This is a genomic window from Salinispora goodfellowii, assembly GCF_059570675.1.
In genome coordinates this window covers 1-1125 of the sequence record NZ_JCANTD010000098.1, presented here as the reverse complement: position 1 = coordinate 1125, position 1125 = coordinate 1, and the positions used below count along the sequence as shown (strand labels likewise).

The following is a 1125-nucleotide window of genomic DNA, read 5'->3' as shown; positions in this document are numbered from 1 at the left end:
CAGGCGTTGCGCTCGGGGGAGTGTGATCTGGCGCTTGCGGGTGGGGTGACGGTGATCACGGGTCCGGAGGTGTTCGCGGAGTTCGCCCGTCAGGATGGGCTGTCGTCGGACGGCCGGTGTAAGTCGTTCGCTGGTGGTGCGGACGGCACCGGGTGGGCTGAGGGTGTCGGGATGCTGTTGGTGCAGCGGCGTGCCGATGCGGAGCGGCTCGGGCATCGGGTCCTGGCGGTGATCTCGGGCAGTGCGGTGAACCAGGACGGCGCGTCGAACGGGCTGACGGCGCCGAATGGTCCGGCGCAGCAGCGGGTGATCCGGCAGGCGCTGGCCAGCGCCGGGCTCTCCACCGCCGACGTGGACGTGGTGGAGGCGCACGGCACGGGCACCCGGTTGGGTGATCCGATCGAGGCGCAGGCGTTGCTGGCCACCTACGGGCAGGGCCGTGCGCGGCCGTTGTGGTTGGGGTCGATCAAGTCGAACATCGGTCACACGCAGGCCGCGGCGGGTATGGCGGGGATCATCAAGATGGTCCTCGCGATGCGTCACGGTGTGCTGCCGGCGACGTTGCACGTGGATGTGCCGTCGCCGCACGTGGACTGGTCGGCCGGGGCGGTGGAGCTGCTGACCGAGGCCCGGCCGTGGGAGACCGACGGCAATCCCCGCCGCGCCGGCGTGTCGGCGTTCGGGATCAGCGGCACCAACGCCCACGTGATCCTGGCGGAACCGGCCGAGCAGCCTACGCCGGTCGTGACGCCCGAGGTCGAGGGCCTGCCGGCGTCGGCCGAGGGGCCGGCCGTGGTCGAGGGGTCCGAGGTTGATGGTCCGTTGCCGTGGCTGGTGTCGGCGCGGTCGGCGGAGGCGTTGGCCGGGCAGCTCGACCGGTTGCGTGACACGGTGGGGGAGCTGGATCCGGCGGCGGTGGCGTGGTCGTTGGCGACCGGTCGGGCGGCGTTGGAGCACCGCGCGGTGGTCTTCGCCGGGACGCGAGACGGTGTGCCGGCCGGCAGCCGGGAGGACTTCCTGGCCGGTCTGCGGGCGGCGGCGGTGTCGGGTGTGGTGGTCGAGGGTGGTCTGGCGTTCCTGTTCACCGGTCAGGGTGCGCAGCGTGCCGGGATGGGTTTGCCGTTG

At 72.4% G+C, this 1125-nt stretch carries 1 protein-coding gene; it reads left to right on the top strand.

Annotated elements, in window-relative coordinates:
• Nucleotides 1-1125, top strand: a 1125-nt coding sequence (locus T398_RS26795) for a beta-ketoacyl synthase N-terminal-like domain-containing protein (protein ID WP_496450580.1), incomplete at both ends; no start/stop codon positions are given.